Genomic DNA, 16,848 nt, shown 5'->3' with positions numbered 1-16,848 from the left:
CCCTCCGCGCCCCCGTACGCTGGTGCCCGTGAAGACGTTCGACGCGCTGTACGCCGAGCTCGCCGAGAAGGCCCGGACCCGTCCCGAGGGCTCGGGCACGGTCGCGGAGCTGGACGCCGGCGTCCATGCCATCGGCAAGAAGATCGTCGAGGAGGCGGCCGAGGTCTGGATGGCCGCCGAGCACGAGGGGCGCGAGCGCACCGCCGAGGAGGTCAGCCAGCTGCTGTACCACCTCCAGGTGCTCATGCTCGCCGCCGACCTCTCCCTCGACGACGTGTACAAGCACCTCTGAGCCGGCCTCCCCGCCGCCTGTCGACGCCCCACCCCAGGAAGACCCCCATGCTGCGTATCGCCGTCCCCAACAAGGGATCCCTCGCCGACCCGTCGGCCGCCATGCTCCGCGAGGCCGGGTACCGGACCCGCCGCGACACCAAGGAGCTCGTCGTCACCGACGTCGACAACGGGATCGAGCTGTTCTACCTCCGCCCGCGCGACATCGCCGTCTACGTCGGCTCCGGCACCGTCGACTGCGGCATCACCGGCCGCGACCTGCTCCTCGACTCCGCCTCCGCGGCGGTCGAGGTGATGCCGCTCGGCTTCGGTGCCTCCACCTTCCGCTGGGCCGCGCGCCCCAACACCGCGACCGACGTCGCCGGGCTCGCCGGCCGTCGCATCGCGACGAGCTACTCCGGCCTCGTCGAGAAGCACCTCGCCGACCAGGGCGTCGAGGCCTCGGTCGTGCGCCTCGACGGCGCCGTCGAGACCGCGATCACCCTCGGGGTCGCCGACGTCATCGCCGACGTCGTCGAGACCGGCGCGACGCTGCGCAGCCAGGGCCTCGAGGTCTTCGGCGAGCCGATCCTGCGCAGCGAGGCCGTGCTGGTGCGGCGCGAGGGCAGCGAGGAGACCGCCGGCATCGAGGTCCTGCGCCGGCGTCTGCTCGGTGTCGTCACGGCCCGCCACTACGTGATGCTCGACTACGACGTCCCCGCCGCCCTCGTCGACCGCGCCTGCGCCGTCACCCCCGGTCTCGAGAGCCCGACCGTGTCGCCGCTGCAGAACCGCGACTGGTGCGCCGTCCGCGCGATGGTGCCGCGGATCGGCACGAACGGCGTGATGGACGAGCTGTACGACCTCGGCGCCCGCGCCATCCTCGTCACCGACATCACGGCCTGCCGGCTCTGACCCGGGTGCCGACCGTGACCGACGCCCCCGCCCCCGACGCCCCCTTCCGGCCCCGGCGCGGGCGGGTCGTGCCGCTCGTCGTCGCCGGCGTCTTCGTCCTCATCTGCACGGCGGTCGCCGTCGGGATGGGCGTCGCGGGCCAGTGGGGGCTCGGCGACCAGCTGGCCCTCGTCGTCTTCGGCGTCGCCGTCGCCGCGTTCCTCGCGCGCTACGCCGCCATCCGCGCGACCCCCGGCGAGGCCGGGCTGACGGTGCGCAACCTCATGCTGACCCGCACCGTCGGCTGGGACGAGATCGAGGCCGTGCGCTTCGTCGACGGCGACCCGTGGGTGAGCCTCGAGCTCATCGACACCGACGTCGTCGCGGTCATGGCCGTGCAGCGGGTCGACGGCGAGCGCGGCCGCGCCGAGGCCGCGCGCCTGCTCGAGCTCGTCCGGGCGCGCCGCCGCGGCTGATCAGGCGGCGACGCTCTCGCGCTCGGACCCCACCCGGGCCGCGGTGGGCCGCAGCCGGCCGAGCGCCAGCAGCTGCGGGAGGGCCATGAGCGCGAGCAGCGCCCAGAGCAGCGTGAACCCACCCGAGGCGTCACGCACCGCGCCCATCGTCGCGGGGCCGAGCGAGGCGAGCGAGTAGCTGACGAGGAAGGCCATCGCGGTCAGCCGCGCGCTGTCGCGGGGGGTGACCGAGTACCGGACGAGCAGGCCGAGGCCGAGCGCGAAGCAGGCGCCCTGACCCGCACCGATGAGCAGGGCCCAGCCCCAGGCGAACGCGTCCGGGGCGAGCCAGACCCCGGTCTCGCCGATGCCTCCGAGGAGGGTCGCCCCGGCGAGCAGCCACCGCGGGTCGTGGACCCGGTCGAGCAGGGTCGGCGCGACGAGGCCGCTGACCAGCTGCGCGCCGGTGAAGACGGACATGAGCAGCCCGGCGTCGCCAGCGCTCCACCCGTGGGACTCGTAGGTCGGCGCGAGCCAGGCCAGCGACGAGTAGAACTGCCACGACTGGAAGGTCAGGTAGGCCGCGAGCGTCCAGGCGGTCACGTTGCGCCACGGGAGCCGGTACGTGACGTCCTCGGCGTCGGGGTCGGCGGGCGCGGCGGCCGCCCGTCGCGCGGAGCGACGCGCCAGCGGCACCCACACCAGGCCCGCCAGGGCGGCCAGCGGCGCCCACGCGAGCAGGGAGCCCGCCCAGCCACCGAGCGCGCCGGACAGCGGCACGGCGACGGCCGAGGCGACGGCGGCGGCGCCCATCATCGCCATCATCGTCAGGCCGGTGCCGAGGCCCGACCGGTGGGCGGGGAAGACGCTCTTGACGATGCCCGGCAGCAGCGTGCCGGCCACGGCGATGCCGGCGCCGGCGACGAGCGTGCCGGCGTAGAGCGACCACGTCTGCCCGCCGCCGACGCCGCGCACGACGAGGCCGACGAGCACCAGCCCCACGCCGTGGCCGACAGCGACGCCGGGGCCGACCCGGCGCGCCAGGACGTTGGCGACCGGCGCGAGCAGGCCCATGCAGAGCACCGGCAGCGTCGTGAGGACGCCCATCGCCGCGCCGGAGAGGCCGAGGTCGTCGCGGACGGTCTCGGCGAGCGGGGGCAGGCTCGCCATGAGGGTGCGCAGGTTCGCCGCGACGAGCACGAGCGCGGTGACGACGAGCCAGGGCGGCGTCGCGGTCGTCGGGCGGGCGGAGGTGGTCACGAGGCGCTCACCGCGGCATCCTCACACGCGTCTCAGGGCAGGTGGGACTCCGGGACCAGCTGGAGCGCCTCGTCGTCGTCGAGGCCGGCGACGACGAGGAGGTCGACGACGATCGATCGGACCTGCCCGCGGACCATCTCGGCCGACAGCCCGGCCGACGGCTCGGCGCGCGCGGAGAGCCCGGCGACCCGGGCGAGGACGACGCGGCCGGCGGACGGCAGCGCGTGCTCGTCGAGGACGCGGGCGAGGTCGTCGGCGGCCCGGGCGAGCTCGGCGACGAGGTCGACGTACCGCGGCGGCACCGTCTCGTCGCGGCGGACGGCCACCCCGGCGCGGCGGGCGAGCACGCGCAGGTTGCGCACGCACCGGTCGAGGGGGACGACGAGGGCCGAGGCCGCGACGGCCTGGGGCCGGTGCCGGCGCAGGAGCGGCGACTGGCGCACGACCGCCACGCCCTCGGCGGCGGCGGTCCGCAGGTCGGTCAGCCGGTCCTCCAGCGCCCGGGCCTCGTCCAGGGCCTCGCGGGCGAGGCCGACGTCGCCGGTGCGCAGCGCCTCGGCCACCGACTCCAGGGTGCGCGCGACGGCCCGCACCGTCCGGGCGGCCTCCGCGCGGGGCCGCGCCACCGGGCTCGTCGGGACCATCGCCCCGATGACGAGCGCGACGAGGCCGCCGACGAGCGCGTCGAGCCAGCGGCCGACCCCGGTGCTCGTCGTCGCGGCGAAGGCGACGATGAAGACCGACTGGACGCCCGCCTGGATGACGACGAGCTGCCCGGACGAGACGACGATGGCGATGACCATCGCGGCGACGACGACGAACGCCATCTGGAGCCCACCGCTGCCGAGCAGGAGGATCGTCACGTCGCCGACGAGCACGCCGATGGCGACGCCGACCGTCACCTCGACGATGCGCCGCAGGCGCTGCCCGTAGGTGAGCCCGAGGCAGAGGATCGCGGTGACCGGGGCGAAGAACGGCTGCGGGTGGCCGAGGGCGAGCCGGGCGGTGAACCACGCGACGACGACGCCGAGGCCGATCTGGAGCAGGAAGACGACGCGGTCGTGGAGGCGGTGCAGCCCGCGGCCGAGCGCCGCGCGCGCGGCGAGGGTCACCGGCCCTCCGTCGACACCCGGACGTCGGCGTGCTCGCGGGTGCGGTCGTCGGCGAAGACCCGCTCCTCCTGGGCGGCCCAGCGCTCCCAGTGCGGGCGGAAGGTCTCGCCGTCGCGGTCGATGCCCCGCCGCATCCGCTCGTCCCTGGGTGCCTCGACCCACACGCGGACGGCGGCGTAGTCGCCGGCGCGGCCGACGCTCGCGCCGCAGCCCTCGACGACGAGGACCGGGGCCGCGGGCACGTCCCGTGTCTCGCCCCAGCCGTGGCGGTCCCAGTCCCACACCCGGTAGCGCGCGTCCTCGCCCCGCGACAGCGGGTCGAGGACCTGCTCGACGAGGAGGGGGACGGCGTCGGCGAGCCCGTCCCAGCCGGGGTAGAGCTCGTCCATGTGGACCACCGGGGCGGCCAGCGCCTCGACGACGCCCTTCGCGAGCGTGGTCTTGCCGGAGCCGCTCGGGCCGTCGACGGCGACGACGGCCGTCGCGCCGCAGCGCGGGCGGGCGTCGTGGAGGGCCTCGAGGACCGCCTCGACGTGCTCCGGCTCGGCCGGGTCCGTCACCTGGAACCACACGGTCACCGACCCTAGCGCCGCCACTACGCTGACGCCGTGTCGTCCGTCGCCGTCCGTGTCATCCCGTGCCTCGACGTCGACGCGGGCCGCGTCGTCAAGGGCGTCAACTTCCGCGGCCTGCGCGACGCGGGGGACCCCGTCGAGCTCGCCCGCCGCTACGGCGAGCAGGGCGCGGACGAGCTGACCTTCCTCGACGTCACGGCGAGCAGCGGGGACCGCGCGACGATGTACGACGTCGTGGCGCGCACGGCCGAGGAGGTCTTCATCCCGCTGACCGTCGGCGGGGGCGTTCGCACGGTCGACGACGTCGACCGCCTGCTGCGCGCCGGCGCCGACAAGGTCGGCGTCAACACCGCCGCCATCGCGCGCCCGGAGCTCATCGCCGAGACCGCCGACCGGTTCGGGGCGCAGGTGCTCGTCCTGTCGGCGGACGTGCGCCGCCGTCGGACCGAGGACGGCTCGCCCGCAGGCGGGTTCGAGGTGACGACGCACGGCGGGCGCACCGGCACCGGCCTCGACGCCGTCGAGTGGTGCGCGCGGGCCGAGTCGCTCGGCGCCGGCGAGATCCTCCTCAACTCGATGGATGCGGACGGCACCAAGGACGGCTTCGACCTCGAGCTGATCCGGCTGGTCCGGGCCGCCGTCTCGGTCCCGGTCATCGCGAGCGGGGGAGCGGGCGCCGTCGAGCACTTCGCGCCCGCCGTCGAGGCCGGTGCGGATGCGGTCCTCGCCGCGAGCGTCTTCCACTTCGGGGACCTGACGATCGGTCAGGTCAAGGACGCCCTGCGCGTCGACGGGCTGCCCGTGCGCTGAGGCCACGGGCGCGACGGAGGGGGAGAGATGCTCGACACCGCGCACCCGCGCGACCTCGTGATGGTGGGGGCCGTGTTCGGCCTCGCGACGTTCATCTGGTCCGGCTGGGCCCAGGAGGGTCCGCCGCGGCCGGTGCTGTGGCGGGTGCTGCTCGGAGCGCTCGGCGTCGCCGGGCTCGCGCTCGCCGGCTGGAGCACGACGCAGGCGGTGCGGCACTGGAGCGGGTCGAGCGCCATCGAGCCGGGGAGCCGGGCCTTCACCGTCCACCTCGTCGTGGGCCTGCACTTCGTCGCGCTCGCGGTCGTCTTCTCCCAGCCGGTGCTGCACCTCACCGCGGGGCTGCTCGTCGCGGTGGCGGTGCTCGCGGCGCTCGTCCCGGCCGGCGCGGTGGCCCGCAGCTTCTGGTGCGGGGTGCTCGGGGCGCCGGTGTTCCTCGCCGTCGGGCTGTGGTGTGCCCTCACCGGAGAGCCGCTCCTCGACCCCTCCCGAGCCGGTGGGCGCGCCCTACACTCACGCTCGTGACCGCCTCCCGCGCACGGCAGCTGCACCTCGTGGTCGCCCTCGTGGCGACCTTCGCCCTCGCGTTCCAGACCGTCCTCGTGCTCTCGGGGGAGGCGGTCCTGAACGACGAGGTGCCGCCGCTGGCCACGCGCCTGTACCGCCTGGTCGCGTACTTCACGATCCAGAGCAACGTCCTCGTCGCCGTCACGGCGTGGCAGCTGTGGCGCGACCCGCTGCGCGACGGCCGCTGGTGGCGCCCGGTGCGGCTCGCCGCGCTCGTCGGCATCACCGTGACCGGGCTCGTGCATTTCGTCCTGCTGCGGCCCCTGCTCGACCTCAGCGGCGCGAACTGGTTCGTCGACAAGCTGCTCCACGTCGTCGTGCCGGTGCTCGCCGTGCTCGTCTGGGTGCTGGTCGGCCCCCGCCCGCGCACGACGTGGCGCACCGCCCTCGAGGCCGTCCTGTGGCCGGTCGCGTGGACCGCGTGGACCCTCGTCGTCGGTGGCCTGAGCGGCTGGTACCCCTACCCGTTCCTCGACCACCGGGAGAACGGTGTCGGCGCCGTCGCCGTCGCGGTCGTCGGCATCACCGTGCTCTTCCTGCTGCTCTTCGCCGCGGTCGTCGCCCTCGACCGCCGGCTCAGGCCGGCCAGTCGAGCTCGGTGACCTCGCCGCCCACGACCGTGGCCGTCATCGTCACGCCGTGGGTGCCCACCGGGTAGAGCTCGTAGTCGCCGGCGAGCAGCTCGGGGTAGACGAGGCACGACACGGTGCCCGACGGGGTCGGCCGGGGCACGACCCCGACGTGGGGGAACGGCGACGCGTGCGCATGGCCGTGCGGTCGGTCGTGGTCGTGGTGGTGGTGCGGGTGGTCGTGGTCGTGCGGGTGGTCGGCGACCGCCCCGGCGGGCCGGATCTCGACCTCGAGGTCGTCGAGGTCGGGGCGGTGGTCGGGCATCGTCACGACGAGCGCGCCGACGTCGCCGCCGATGTCGAGGGGCACGGGCCCCTGTCCGGCGTACGGGTTCTCGGTGGTGGGCACGGCGGTCCTCTCGGTCGGTGTGGTGGTGCCAGCCGGTGGCCCGCCCCACCCACCGCGGGGGTGGGTGGGACGGGCCGGTCGGTCAGGCGGCGCCGCCGGCGGTACCGGGCGTGGTCTGGTACCCCCCGGCCGGGGTCCCCAGGTAGGGGAACTCGTCGAGGAACGGCGGGTTGGTGTTGCTCGTGCCGTCGGTCAGGCCGGCGGTCGCGTCGTCCGGCGTGAACGACGGGTCCACGAGGGGGATGGTCGCCCCGGCCACGGCGCGCAGCTCGATGGCCACGACGTCGTCGACCGGGCGGCGACCGTTGGGGAACCCCGCGGCGTCACCCGCGACGAGCCCGATGGGGTTCGGCTTCTTCGCCGGCGGGACCGCGAGGTTGAGACGCAGCATGTCCGCCTGGTTCGCGCCGGTGTAGTTCTGGAAGCCCGGCACGACCCCCTTCGGGATGCCCGTCAGGAGGATGGCGAGCAGGTCGGCGCGGTCCTTCTTGTAGGCGGCCAGGCGGGGGAACACCCCGGGATAGAGCACCGGCAGGAGACCGGCGAGCTCGGGCCGCGCCACGTACTGCGCGAACCGCTTGTCACCGTCAGGCCCGACCGAGTTCCACGTGTCCTTCTCGGCCATCGGGGTGATGACCTCGTTGAACAGCGGGTTGCCCAGCCGCGAGACCTGCCGGAAGGGCCCGGCGTCCTCGGCCTTGCCCTGCCCGACCTTGAGGACGCGGATCTTCTGGCGGCTGGCCGTAGCCCACACCCCGATGACCGAGCGGGCGTCGTCGACGTCCGTCGGCGCCCCGTGGCCGGCCGTGAGGTCGGTCTTGGGCACCTGGATCGCGATGCTGTGGACGTTGAGCCCCTGGGTGCCGTTGACCCCCGCCGCCGCGGCGGACGGGATGAGGTGCGCCATCTGGTAGGGCCGCAGCGTCCCGAGGTCGAAGATGCTGCCGAGGTCGACGTGGAAGCCCTCCGCCCGCTGCCCGGCGAACACGGTGCGCCCGCCCGCGATGCGGTGGACCGCCTGCGCGGCGAGCTTCTCGTAGTTCGGCGTGCTGCGCGGCCCGACGTTGACCGGCGGGCAGGCCAGCCGCTCGGCGAGCGTCGTCCACCCCTTGCCCTTCTCGTACCGCGTCACCGAGTAGTACTGCGGGCGGGTCCACGTCGAGTCACTGATCGAGGTGATCGGGCCCGTGTTGTAGAGGAAGGTCTTCTTGTTGCGGATGCCGGTGACGAACCGGAACCGGTACACGATGTCGGCCTCGCCGGCCGTCCCCGAGTTGCTGACCTTGATCTCGTAGAGCACGTCGTCGCCGAACTCGTAGAAGTTCGGACCGCCCTGCGGGTTCTGGAAGGGGATGAAGTTGGCGATGAGCGTGACGTGGCTCGGCTTGTCCGGGCTGACGAACGCGTAGACGTCGGTGTTGTCGGCGACGGGGTCCTTGGAGACCTCGGGGGCCTCGCGGTGGGAGGACATCAGGCCTTCCCTCCCGACGCCTTGACGAGCCGGCGGACGAGGGCGGGGTCGTGGACCTCGACCTCCTCCTCGCCGACCATGAGCGAGATGACCCCGGAGCCGGGGTCCTCGATGTACGCGACGAGCACGGCGTCGTCGAGCTCGCCGAGGACGTCGTCCTTGTCACGGGTGGCGCCCTGCGCCGCCGTGGCCGTGGCGACGACGGCAATGGCCGTCGTCGTCCCCGCCGCCGCCAGGAGGCCGCGTCGTGATGTCCCTGCCATGGTGCTTCCCTTCGTGGGGCGCGGGAGGACCTCCCGCGCGGGAGCGGGCCGCGGACGTCGACCACCCGGGTCCACAGCGACCCGTTGGTGTTCGGAGCCGTCCCCCGGGTCGGATGGGTCGACCCGTCACGGCAGAATGGGCGGGTGCCGACCGACCCCGCCCTCGACCCCGCCGTCGCCGCCCGCCTGAAGCGCGACGAGCACGGTCTCGTCGCCGCGATCGTCCAGCAGCACGACACCGGTGAGGTCCTCATGCTCGGCTGGATGGACGACGAGGCGCTGCGCCGCACCCTGACCGAGGGGCGCGTGACGTTCTGGTCGCGCAGCCGGGAGGAGTACTGGCGCAAGGGGGACACGTCCGGCCACGCCCAGCACGTGCGCTCGGTCGCGCTCGACTGCGACGGCGACGCGCTCCTCGTCCGCGTCGAGCAGGTCGGTGCCGCCTGCCACACCGGCGACCGCACGTGCTTCGACGCGGGGGACCTGGGCGCGGTCGTCGGGGCCGGCGCATGAGTGCCGCCGAGACCCCCGACCTCGCCTACGGGCAGACCTGGCCGGGGCTCGACGCGTTCGGCGTGCTCGCGCGCGACCGGCGCGTCATCCCCGTCGTCCGGCGCCTCATGGGCGACGCCGAGACGCCGGTCGGGGTCTACCGCAAGCTCGCCGGCGACCGGCCCGGCACCTTCCTCCTCGAGTCCGCCGAGCACGGCGGCGTGTGGTCGCGCTGGTCGATCATCGGGGCGGCCAGCCGGGCCACCCTCACCGAGCGCGACGGCGAGGCGCACTGGCTCGGCGAGCCGCCGGTCGGCGTGCCCACCGACGGCCCGGCCACCGAGGCGCTGCGCGCCACCATGGAGGTCCTCGCCACACCGCCCATCGCCGGCCTGCCCCCGCTGACCGGCGGGATGGTCGGCGCCGTCTCGTACGACGCGGTGCGCCGCTGGGAGAAGGTCCCGAGCGACCTGCCGGACGAGCTCGGCGTCCCCGAGCTCGCGATGATGCTCGCCACCGACCTCGCCGTGCTCGACCACGCCGACGGCTCGATCCTCCTCGTCGCCAACGCCGTCAACTACGACGACACCGACGAGCGCGTCGAGCAGGCCTGGTCCGACGCGGTCGCGCGGCTCGACGCGATGACCGCGGCGCTCGCGGCCCCGGCCCCGAGCACCGTCGCCGTCGTCGACACCGAGGCCGTCGAGGCCGCGATGGCCGGCGTGCGCTCGAACACCACCCGCGAGCGCTACGAGGAGGTCGTCGAGCTCGCCAAGGAGGACATCCGGGCGGGCGAGGTGTTCCAGGTCGTCCTCTCGCAGCGGTTCTCGCTCGACTGCCCGGCCGACCCGCTCGAGGTCTACCGCGCCCTGCGGGCCTCCAACCCGAGCCCCTACATGTACCTCTTCCGCTTCCCCGCGCCCGACGGGTCCGACTACGCCGTCGTCGGCAGCAGCCCGGAGGCGCTCGTCCGGGTCACGGGGGAGCGGGCCATCACCCACCCGATCGCCGGGTCGCGGCCCCGCGGCAAGACGCCGGAGGACGACGTCCGGCTCGCCGAGGAGCTGCTCGCCGACCCCAAGGAGCGCGCCGAGCACGTCATGCTCGTCGACCTCGGCCGCAACGACCTCCAGCGGGTCTGCCGCCCCGGCACGGTCGACGTCGTCGAGTTCATGGACGTGCGCCGATACAGCCACGTGATGCACCTGGAGTCGACGGTCGTCGGCGACACCCGGCCCGGTGTCGGGGCCTACGACGTCCTCGTGTCGACGTTCCCGGCCGGCACCCTCTCCGGCGCCCCGAAGCCGCGGGCGCTCGCGCTCATCGAGCACTACGAGCCGTCACGACGCGGCGTCTACGGCGGCGTCGTCGGCTACCTCGACTTCCACGGCGACCTCGACATGGCGATCGCCATCCGCACCGCGCTCGTGCGGGACGGCGTCGCGCACGTGCAGGCCGGCGCCGGCGTCGTCGCCGACTCGGTGCCCGCCCGCGAGCACGAGGAGTGCGTCGCCAAGGCCACGGCCGCGCTGCGCGCCGTCGCGACGGCCGGGGCGATGCGGACCGTGTCGTGAGGCGGCTGACCGGCAAGGGCCCCGTCGCCCTGCTCGCGCTCCTCGGCGCGGGCGTCGTCCTCGTCGCCGGGTTCCGGCCGTGGGTGTCGGGGTCCGTCGCCGACGCGGTCCTCGGTGGCAGCCGGGTCGAGGCCACCGGCGCGGAGGTCGCGCCCGGCCTGTCCGCGATCGCCCTGGCGGTCGCCGCGGCGGCCGTCGCCGTCGTCGCCGCCGGGCGCGTGGGCCGCACGGTCGCCCTCGTCCTCTGGGCGGGGTGCCTGGTCGTCGCCGGCGTCCTCACCGTCCGGGTGCTCGCCGACCCCTCCGGCGCGCTCGGGCCGGTGGCGGCCACCCGCGTCGGCCGCACCGGGACGGTCGAGGCGGTCGCCTCCGCGACGGCGATGCCCTGGACGGCGCTCCTCGGCGTCCTCCTCGCCGCGCTCGCCCTCGGCTGCGCGCTCGTGGGCGCGCGCCGCTGGGCCGGGCCGTCCCGCCGCTACGAGGCGCCGGGTGCGGCCGAGGGCCACGTCGCCGGCCGGAGGGGCGAGCGCGTGGCGAGCGACTGGGACGACCTCTCCGCCGGGCGCGACCCCACCGACGTCGGCGACGACGCCACGACCTGACAGAATCGACACGACGTCACGTCCCGGGCCGACCGGCCCCCGACCCCTTCCGAGGTGGAGCCCCCATGAGCGAGATCGAAGACCACGGCCACAGCCTGGCGGCGTGGACCGCGGTGGGCATCATCATCGTCGCGTCGGCCGTCATGTGCCTCGCCGTGATGTTCCCGAACGTCCCGCTGTTCATCGGCGGCGCGGTGCTGGCCGTCGTCGGCGGCATCGCCGGCAAGGTCCTCTCCATGGCCGGGTACGGCGCGGCCGGGCGCGACCGCGGCGAGGCCCCCTCGATCCGATGACCGACGGTCCTCCCGTGACCTCCGTCCTCGACTCCATCGTCGCCGGGGTCCGCGAGGACCTCGCGGAGCGCGAGGCGCACCTGCCGCTCGAGCGGGTGCGCGAGCTCGCGTCGGCCGCCCCGCCGGCGCTCGACGCCGAGGCGGCGTTCCGGCGCCCGGGCGTCTCGCTCATCGCCGAGGTCAAGCGCGCGAGCCCCAGCAAGGGCGCGCTCTCGGACATCCCCGACCCCGCGGCACTGGCTGCCTCCTACGAGGCCGGCGGCGCGAGCGCGATCTCGGTCCTCACCGAGCAGCGGCGCTTCGGCGGCAGCCTCGCCGACCTCGACGCCGTGCGCGCAGCCGTGTCGATCCCCGTGCTGCGCAAGGACTTCGTCGTCACCGACTACCAGGTCTGGGAGGCGCGGGCCCACGGCGCCGACATCGTGCTGCTCATCGTCGCCGCGCTCGACGACGACCTGTTCCGGTCGCTCCTGGCGCGCGTCGGCGAGCTCGGGATGACCGCGCTCGTCGAGGTCCACGACGAGGCCGAGACGCAGCGCGCCGTCGACGCGGGCGCCACCGTCATCGGTGTCAACGCCCGCAACCTCAAGACCCTCGAGGTGCACCCCGACACCTTCTCGCGGCTGCGGCCGCTCGTCCCGGACGGCGTCGTCATCGTCGCCGAGTCGGGCATCACCGGTCCCGCCGACGCCGCGGCGTACGCCGCGCAGGGCGCCGACGTCGTCCTCGTCGGCGAGGCCCTCGTCCGCGACGGCGACCCGGCGGCCGGGGCCGCCGCGATCGTCGCCGCCGGAGCCGTGGAGGCGACCCCGTGACCGACACCACCGACACCACCGAGACCGGCCTGACCGTCGACGAGCTGCCCCGCCCGGGCCGGTTCGGCGACTTCGGCGGCCGCTACGTGCCCGAGGCGCTCGTCCCGGCGCTCGAGCAGCTCGACGAGGCCCGCCAGAAGGCGGCCGTCGACCCCGAGTTCCAGGACGAGCTCGCCCGCCTGCACGCCACGTACACCGGACGGCCGAGCATCATCACCGAGGTGCCGCGCTTCGCCGCGCACTGCGGCGGCGCCCGGGTGGTCCTCAAGCGCGAGGACCTCAACCACACCGGGTCGCACAAGATCAACAACGTCCTCGCCCAGGCGCTGCTCACGAAGCGCATGGGCAAGACCCGCATCATCGCCGAGACCGGCGCGGGCCAGCACGGCGTCGCGACCGCCACCGCCGCGGCGCTCATGGGCCTGGAGTGCACGGTCTACATGGGCAAGGTCGACACCGAGCGCCAGGCGCTCAACGTCGCGCGGATGAAGATCCTCGGTGCCGAGGTCGTCGCCGTCGAGCACGGCTCGGCCACGCTCAAGGACGCGATCAACGAGGCCCTGCGCGACTGGGTCACGAACGTCACGACGACGCACTACGCCATCGGCACGGTCACCGGCCCGCACCCGTTCCCGGAGATGGTCCGCGACTTCCACGCGATCATCGGCGAGGAGGCCCGGGCGCAGGTCCTCGAGCTGACCGGGCGCCTGCCCGACGCCGTCGTCGCCTGCGTCGGCGGCGGCTCGAACGCGATGGGCATCTTCCACCGCTTCGTCCCCGACGCCGGCGTGCGGCTCATCGGTGTCGAGGCCGGCGGCGAGGGCGTGGAGTCCGGGCGCCACGCCGCCCGCTTCGCCGCGGACGCGACCCCCGGTGTGCTCCACGGCGCGATGAGCTACCTCATGCAGGACACCGACGGGCAGACGGTCGAGTCGCACTCGATCTCGGCCGGCCTGGACTACCCGAGCGTCGGTCCCGAGCACGCCCACCTGCGCGACAGCGGCCGCGCCGAGTACCGGTACGCCACCGACGACGCGGTGATGGAGGCCTTCCGGCTGCTCTGCCGCACCGAGGGCATCATCCCGGCGCTGGAGTCGGCGCACGCGCTCGTCGGCGCGATGGAGGTCGGGCGCGAGCTCGGTCCCGAGGGCCTCGTCCTCGTCAACCTCTCGGGCCGCGGTGACAAGGACATGCACACCGCCGCCGCGTACTTCGGCCTCGTCGAGGAGGGCACCCAGTCGTGAGCACCACCCAGGCCACCCGCCTCGGGGAGGTCCTCGAGCGCTGCCGCGCGGAGGGTCGCGCCGCGCTCGTCGGCTACCTCCCGGTCGGCTACCCGAGCGTCGAGGACTCCATCGAGGCCATGAAGGTCCTCGTCGAGGCCGGGTGCGACATCGTCGAGGTCGGCGTCGCGTACAGCGACCCCGTCATCGACGGCCCGGTCAACCAGGAGGCGATGGCCGCCGCCCTCGCCGCCGGGGTCCGCGTCGACGACGTCTTCACCGCCGTCTCGGCCGTCCGCGACGCGGGCGCCGTCCCGGTCGTCATGACCTACTGGAACCTCGTGCTCAAGCGGGGCGTCGAGACGTTCGCCGCCGACCTCGAGGCCGCCGGCGGCGCGGGCCTCATCACCCCGGACCTCGTGCCGGACGAGGCCGACGACTGGCTGGCCGCGAGCGAGCGGCACGGCCTGGACCGGGTCTTCCTCGTCGCCCCGAGCAGCACCCCGGACCGCCTCGAGAAGGTCACCTCGGCCTGCCGCGGCTTCGTCTACGCGGCCTCGACGATGGGGGTCACGGGGGTGCGCACGAGCGTCGACACCGACGCCCGCACGCTCGTCGAGCGCGTCCGCGAGGTCACCGACGTCCCCGTCTGCATCGGCCTCGGCGTCTCGACGCGCGAGCAGGCGGCCGAGATCGCCGCCTACGCCGACGGCGTCATCGTCGGCTCCGCGCTCGTGCGGACCCTCGCCGGCGACGGGGAACTCTCCGATCGGCTCGAGGCGTTGCGCAGTCTGACCACCGAGCTGGCCCAGGGTGTCCGGGAGGGGAAGCGATGAGCACGAGCACCGACGAGGTGGGCACCGCGCCCGCCGCCTGGTACCGCTCCGAGCGCGTCCTCGACGTCGTCGGGCTCGCGGCCCGCCTCTTCCTCGGGGTCGTCCTCGTCTGGGCCGGGTTCGCCAAGGTCGGCCGCCCGCTCACCTCGCAGCGCGCGGTGCAGGCCTACGACCTGCCGTTCCTCTCGATGGACGTCGCCGGCTGGATCGGCCTCGCGCTGCCCTTCCTCGAGATCGTCCTCGGGGTCCTGCTCGTCCTCGGCCTGTTCACGCGGCCGGCGGCGATCGTCGGCACGCTGCTCATGGTCGTCTTCGTCCTCGGGATCTCGCAGGCGTGGGCGCGCGGCCTGACCATCGACTGCGGCTGCTTCGGCGGCGGCGGCCAGGTGGGCGCCAACGAGACGAAGTACCCTCAGGAGATCGCGCGGGACGCCTCGTTCGCCCTCGCCGGCGCCTGGCTCTGGTGGCGGCCCCGCACCCTCGCCTCCCTCGACCGCGTCCTCTTCGGACACTGACCGACCGCACCGAAAGGCATCACCCCCGACATGGCCAAGAACTCGACGAAGCCGAGGCCGGGCAACGCCCGCCAGGCGAAGATCCAGGCGGCGCAGAAGGCGAACGGCGGCGGGGGTGTCAACAAGATCGTCGTCGCGACGGTCGTCGTGGTCGTCGCCATCGTCGCGGTCGTCGGTGGCGTCATCTGGATGGAGACCTCGCAGAAGAACGCCGTGACCGGCGGCGGCAACGCCGTGCCGGCCGGCGCCGCGGGCCTCGGCGCCGGGTACCCGGCCTTCACCGACGTCCAGGCCGCAGCGGGCGCGCCGACCCTCGACGTCTTCGAGGACTTCCAGTGCCCGGCATGCAAGGCCTTCGAGGACCAGCTCGGCCCGACCGTCGAGTCCCTCGCGAAGGAGGGCAAGGTCAAGGTCGTCTACCACGTGAAGAACTTCCTCGACGACAACCTGCGCAACGACAGCTCCACCAAGGCCGGCAACGCCGCCTTCTGCGCGGCCGACGCCGGCAAGTTCCAGGAGTTCCACGACCAGGCGTACGCCAACCAGCCGACCGAGGGCGCCGGGTTCACCGACGCGCAGCTCAAGGGCTTCGCGTCCGCGGCCGGCATCACCGGCAGCGCGCTGACGACCTGGCAGCAGTGCTACGACGCCAACAAGTACGTCGACTACGTCAACTCGGTCGAGAAGAAGAGCTTCGAGGACGGCGTGCGCGGCACCCCGACCCTGCGCCTCGACGGCAAGGACCTCGACCTCGGCCAGGTCGGCACCCCCGAGCTGCTGACCCAGGCGATCCAGGACGCCACGAAGTGACCCCGGCGCTCCGGCAGGCGGGTCGTCGGGCGTGACGACCTACCTGCCGAGCCCGACGGTCGCGGCGTTCGACCTCGGGCCCCTGACGATCCGGGCGTACGCCCTGTGCATCCTCGCGGGCATCGTCCTCGCGGTGTGGCTGACCGGCCGTCGCCTCGCGGCGCGCGGGGTCGACTCCGGCGTCGCGCTCGACGTGTCGGCCTACGCCGTCATCCTCGGGATCATCGGCGGCCGGCTCTACCACGTCATCACGACGCCCGAGCCGTACTGGGGCGAGGGCGGCCGCCCGCTCGACGCGCTGAAGATCTGGAACGGCGGCCTCGGCATCTGGGGCGCGATCGCGCTCGGTGCCGTCGGCGTCTGGATCGGGTGCCGGCGGGCCGGCGTCCCCTTCCTCACCTTCGCCGACGCCGCCGTGCCCGGTGTCGCCTTCGCCCAGGCGATCGGCCGGTGGGGCAACTGGTTCAACAACGAGCTGCACGGCGGCCCGACCACGCTCCCGTGGGGGCTGACCGTCCACCAGTGGGACCAGGCCGCCGGCCGCGCCGTCACCGACGCCTCCGGCAACGCCGTCGTGGCGGGCGTCTACCACCCGACCTTCCTCTACGAGTCGCTCTTCCTGCTCGTCCTCGGGTTCGGGCTCCTCGCGCTCGACCGCCGTCGCCGCCTCGCACCCGGGCAGCTGCTCGGCCTCTACGTCGCCGGCTACCCGATCGGGCGCATCGTCGTCGAGAAGATGCGCACCGACGAGGCCGAGCTCATCCTCGGGCAGCGGCTCAACGTGTGGACGAGCATCCTCGTCTTCCTCCTCGGGGTCTGGATCGTGTGGCACACCGGTCGTCGGGCCCGCCGGGCCGAGACCGATTAGGTCGACGAGCCCGCCGCGGAGGCGTCCACGGCGGAGCACCCCGAGTCCCAGGATGTGGGATAGCGGCGCTCGAATGGCAAGACGCGGGGGGCCGGGGATAGCATTCCGGCACGTGGCCAGAGACGTCCGCGCCTGACCTTGCCGTGCCCGGTCCCGCGAGGGGCCGTC

Annotated in this window: 22 protein-coding genes; 16 read left to right on the top strand and 6 right to left on the bottom strand. The window is 74.4% G+C overall.

All coding sequences use genetic code 11. The features are described 5' to 3' along the window. Positions 1-28: 28 nt before the first annotated feature. Genes KMZ30_RS15915 through KMZ30_RS15905 form a run of 3 tightly spaced genes read left to right on the top strand, consistent with a single transcriptional unit; the run spans position 29 to position 1,640 of the window. A complete protein-coding gene (locus tag KMZ30_RS15915) occupies positions 29-292 on the top strand; it encodes a phosphoribosyl-ATP diphosphatase (RefSeq protein WP_030528308.1) in 264 nt (87 codons plus the stop codon). Positions 293-339: 47 nt separating this feature from the next. Then, positions 340-1,185, top strand: a complete 846-nt coding sequence (hisG, locus tag KMZ30_RS15910) for an ATP phosphoribosyltransferase (RefSeq protein WP_215513678.1) — start codon at positions 340-342, stop codon at positions 1,183-1,185. A 14-nt stretch (positions 1,186-1,199) separates the two neighbouring features. Then, on the top strand, positions 1,200-1,640 hold the full coding sequence (locus KMZ30_RS15905; protein WP_215513679.1) for a PH domain-containing protein: 441 nt from the start codon (positions 1,200-1,202) through the stop codon (positions 1,638-1,640). Here KMZ30_RS15905 and KMZ30_RS15900 read toward each other — a convergent pair whose 3' ends face one another. From KMZ30_RS15900 to KMZ30_RS15890, 3 genes are read right to left on the bottom strand one after another with little or no spacing between them, the layout of a single operon-like run. Further along, on the bottom strand, positions 1,641-2,879 hold the full coding sequence (locus KMZ30_RS15900; protein WP_308284333.1) for an MFS transporter: 1,239 nt from the start codon (positions 2,877-2,879) through the stop codon (positions 1,641-1,643). Positions 2,880-2,911: 32 nt separating this feature from the next. Further along, the gene (locus KMZ30_RS15895) at positions 2,912-3,991 is read right to left on the bottom strand and encodes an FUSC family protein (RefSeq protein WP_215513680.1); all 1,080 of its coding nucleotides are present in this window, start codon (positions 3,989-3,991) and stop codon (positions 2,912-2,914) included. Beyond that, the gene (locus KMZ30_RS15890) at positions 3,988-4,569 is read right to left on the bottom strand and encodes a nucleoside/nucleotide kinase family protein (RefSeq protein ID WP_226902897.1); all 582 of its coding nucleotides are present in this window, start codon (positions 4,567-4,569) and stop codon (positions 3,988-3,990) included. Before KMZ30_RS15890 ends, KMZ30_RS15895 begins: the two co-directional genes overlap by 4 nt. A 30-nt stretch (positions 4,570-4,599) precedes the next feature. Here KMZ30_RS15890 and hisF point away from each other — a divergent pair, with 30 nt between their 5' ends. From hisF to KMZ30_RS15875, 3 genes are read left to right on the top strand one after another with little or no spacing between them, the layout of a single operon-like run. Continuing rightward, positions 4,600-5,376 (top strand): imidazole glycerol phosphate synthase subunit HisF, encoded by a 777-nt coding sequence (gene hisF, locus KMZ30_RS15885; protein ID WP_030528314.1) that lies wholly within the window; start codon positions 4,600-4,602, stop codon positions 5,374-5,376. A gap of 27 nt (positions 5,377-5,403) precedes the next feature. Beyond that, the gene (locus KMZ30_RS15880; RefSeq protein ID WP_215513681.1) at positions 5,404-5,898 is read left to right on the top strand and encodes a hypothetical protein; all 495 of its coding nucleotides are present in this window, start codon (positions 5,404-5,406) and stop codon (positions 5,896-5,898) included. Then, positions 5,895-6,542, top strand: a complete 648-nt coding sequence (locus tag KMZ30_RS15875; RefSeq protein WP_215513682.1) for a Pr6Pr family membrane protein — start codon at positions 5,895-5,897, stop codon at positions 6,540-6,542. The genes KMZ30_RS15880 and KMZ30_RS15875 overlap by 4 nt, the downstream gene beginning before the upstream one ends. On the opposite strand, the gene KMZ30_RS15870 is transcribed toward KMZ30_RS15875, so the two are convergent. The 3 genes from KMZ30_RS15870 to KMZ30_RS15860 all read right to left on the bottom strand — a co-directional run bounded on the left by KMZ30_RS15870 (position 6,517) and on the right by KMZ30_RS15860 (position 8,652). Then, positions 6,517-6,918, bottom strand: coding sequence for a hypothetical protein (locus KMZ30_RS15870; RefSeq protein WP_215513683.1), 402 nt, complete (start codon positions 6,916-6,918; stop codon positions 6,517-6,519). The two genes, KMZ30_RS15875 and KMZ30_RS15870, sit on opposite strands and share 26 nt — an antisense overlap. Positions 6,919-7,000: 82 nt before the next feature. Beyond that, a complete protein-coding gene (locus tag KMZ30_RS15865; protein ID WP_215513684.1) occupies positions 7,001-8,389 on the bottom strand; it encodes a DUF4331 domain-containing protein in 1,389 nt (462 codons plus the stop codon). Further along, a complete protein-coding gene (locus tag KMZ30_RS15860) occupies positions 8,389-8,652 on the bottom strand; it encodes a hypothetical protein (protein ID WP_215513685.1) in 264 nt (87 codons plus the stop codon). Before KMZ30_RS15860 ends, KMZ30_RS15865 begins: the two co-directional genes overlap by 1 nt. 144 nt (positions 8,653-8,796) lie before the next feature. On the opposite strand from KMZ30_RS15860, the gene hisI reads away from it, so the two are divergent. The 10 genes from hisI (at position 8,797) to lgt (ending at position 16,680) form a co-directional block, all read left to right on the top strand. Further along, positions 8,797-9,165: a phosphoribosyl-AMP cyclohydrolase gene (gene hisI / locus KMZ30_RS15855; RefSeq protein ID WP_215513686.1), complete on the top strand. Its 369-nt coding sequence runs from the start codon at positions 8,797-8,799 to the stop codon at positions 9,163-9,165. Further along, positions 9,162-10,718, top strand: coding sequence for an anthranilate synthase component I (locus KMZ30_RS15850; RefSeq protein WP_215513687.1), 1,557 nt, complete (start codon positions 9,162-9,164; stop codon positions 10,716-10,718). The genes hisI and KMZ30_RS15850 overlap by 4 nt, the downstream gene beginning before the upstream one ends. Then, positions 10,715-11,320 (top strand): Trp biosynthesis-associated membrane protein, encoded by a 606-nt coding sequence (locus tag KMZ30_RS15845; RefSeq protein ID WP_215513688.1) that lies wholly within the window; start codon positions 10,715-10,717, stop codon positions 11,318-11,320. Before KMZ30_RS15850 ends, KMZ30_RS15845 begins: the two co-directional genes overlap by 4 nt. 65 nt (positions 11,321-11,385) lie before the next feature. Continuing rightward, a complete protein-coding gene (locus tag KMZ30_RS15840; RefSeq protein WP_215513689.1) occupies positions 11,386-11,613 on the top strand; it encodes an HGxxPAAW family protein in 228 nt (75 codons plus the stop codon). A gap of 14 nt (positions 11,614-11,627) precedes the next feature. After that, complete coding sequence (gene trpC / locus KMZ30_RS15835; RefSeq protein WP_308279820.1) at positions 11,628-12,428, top strand: indole-3-glycerol phosphate synthase TrpC; 801 nt, start codon at positions 11,628-11,630, stop codon at positions 12,426-12,428. After that, complete coding sequence (trpB, locus tag KMZ30_RS15830; RefSeq protein WP_372447523.1) at positions 12,425-13,672, top strand: tryptophan synthase subunit beta; 1,248 nt, start codon at positions 12,425-12,427, stop codon at positions 13,670-13,672. Before trpC ends, trpB begins: the two co-directional genes overlap by 4 nt. Beyond that, positions 13,669-14,487, top strand: a complete 819-nt coding sequence (trpA, locus tag KMZ30_RS15825; RefSeq protein ID WP_215513691.1) for a tryptophan synthase subunit alpha — start codon at positions 13,669-13,671, stop codon at positions 14,485-14,487. The genes trpB and trpA overlap by 4 nt, the downstream gene beginning before the upstream one ends. Further along, the gene (locus KMZ30_RS15820) at positions 14,484-15,002 is read left to right on the top strand and encodes a MauE/DoxX family redox-associated membrane protein (protein WP_215513692.1); all 519 of its coding nucleotides are present in this window, start codon (positions 14,484-14,486) and stop codon (positions 15,000-15,002) included. The genes trpA and KMZ30_RS15820 overlap by 4 nt, the downstream gene beginning before the upstream one ends. A 30-nt stretch (positions 15,003-15,032) precedes the next feature. After that, positions 15,033-15,812 carry a DsbA family protein gene (locus KMZ30_RS15815; protein WP_215513693.1) on the top strand — a complete coding sequence of 260 codons (780 nt, stop codon included), beginning with the start codon at positions 15,033-15,035 and terminating at the stop codon, positions 15,810-15,812. A 31-nt stretch (positions 15,813-15,843) separates the two neighbouring features. Beyond that, positions 15,844-16,680, top strand: a complete 837-nt coding sequence (lgt, locus tag KMZ30_RS15810; RefSeq protein WP_215513694.1) for a prolipoprotein diacylglyceryl transferase — start codon at positions 15,844-15,846, stop codon at positions 16,678-16,680. The last annotated feature ends 168 nt before the right edge of the window (positions 16,681-16,848 follow it).

It is taken from the genome of Phycicoccus mangrovi (genome assembly GCF_018729305.1).
GTDB classification, from domain to species: domain Bacteria; phylum Actinomycetota; class Actinomycetes; order Actinomycetales; family Dermatophilaceae; genus Phycicoccus; species Phycicoccus jejuensis.
The sequence above is the reverse complement of the archived record's forward strand: the minus strand, read 5'-3'. Positions and strand labels throughout refer to the sequence as shown.